Source organism: Psychrobacter sp. 1U2 (genome assembly GCF_051847575.1).
Map to the genome: position 1 here is coordinate 1 of NZ_JBPYDC010000770.1, position 845 is coordinate 845.

Here is an 845-nt window from a genome sequence, read left to right on the forward strand (position 1 = left end):
GCGGTGCTGGCAGTAGTAGCAGTGTCTTTATTGTGTTTAGGGCTATTAACCTTAACTCAGCTTACTGATCAGCAAGCAAATGTCTTAGGATTTTTGTTTGGCAATTTACTTGAACTTGATTGGGCTGATTTGCCATTAATTGCTGGTAGTGTGTTAGTAGGATTGGTATTTTTGGCCTATATATGGCCTGCTCAAATAAAACTTGCCACTCATGAAGCTCTTGCCCGCATTCAAGGGGTTGATCCGACAAAACAGCGCCTGTTCTTTATGGGTGTATTGGCGGGTTTTTGTGCCATTGCATTACAAGCAGTAGGCAGTTTATTGATCAGTGGCCTGCTAGTGCTGCCCGCTTTAACGGCACGTTTATGGTCAACAGCTCCCAAACAGATGGTCATTTTTGCACTCATCATAGCGCAAGTCGGCGTGACGCTAGGTGTTTGGAGCAGTATTTGGCTTGATATACAGACGGGGCTTGCTATAGTTTTAGTATTGGCGGTCTTGTTTTTTATGGCTCTATTAACCACCAAGATAGCGACCAAAATACGTACTTAGTTTCACTAAATGGTATTAATTTAAAAAGTGGTTTTAAGCAACGGAATTTTTTGACATTATTCGTTAATAACTTATGAACCTTGTCTGGCATTTAAAGCTAGAGATTACATAACTTTTGTGCTATAAGTTTGCATTATTATTCTTTATAGTGGTTTTCTTAGGCTTTAATTGTCTTGACGTAAAGGGATCGACCTTATGCCAAGTTATCCTGCTCGTGAAATCAGCAGCCCAGATGGTCAGGTAAATGTACTACAGATTACGGATATGCATTTATCTACTGTACAAGCAGTACA

At 40.2% G+C, this 845-nt stretch carries 1 protein-coding gene; it reads left to right on the forward strand.

Going from position 1 to position 845, the window contains the following annotated elements; translation table 11 throughout:
* Positions 1-552 (forward strand): metal ABC transporter permease (locus tag ACS8FD_RS18640; protein WP_439276941.1); only part of this gene is annotated, 552 nt, incomplete at its 5' end.
* Positions 553-845: the final 293 nt, after the last annotated feature.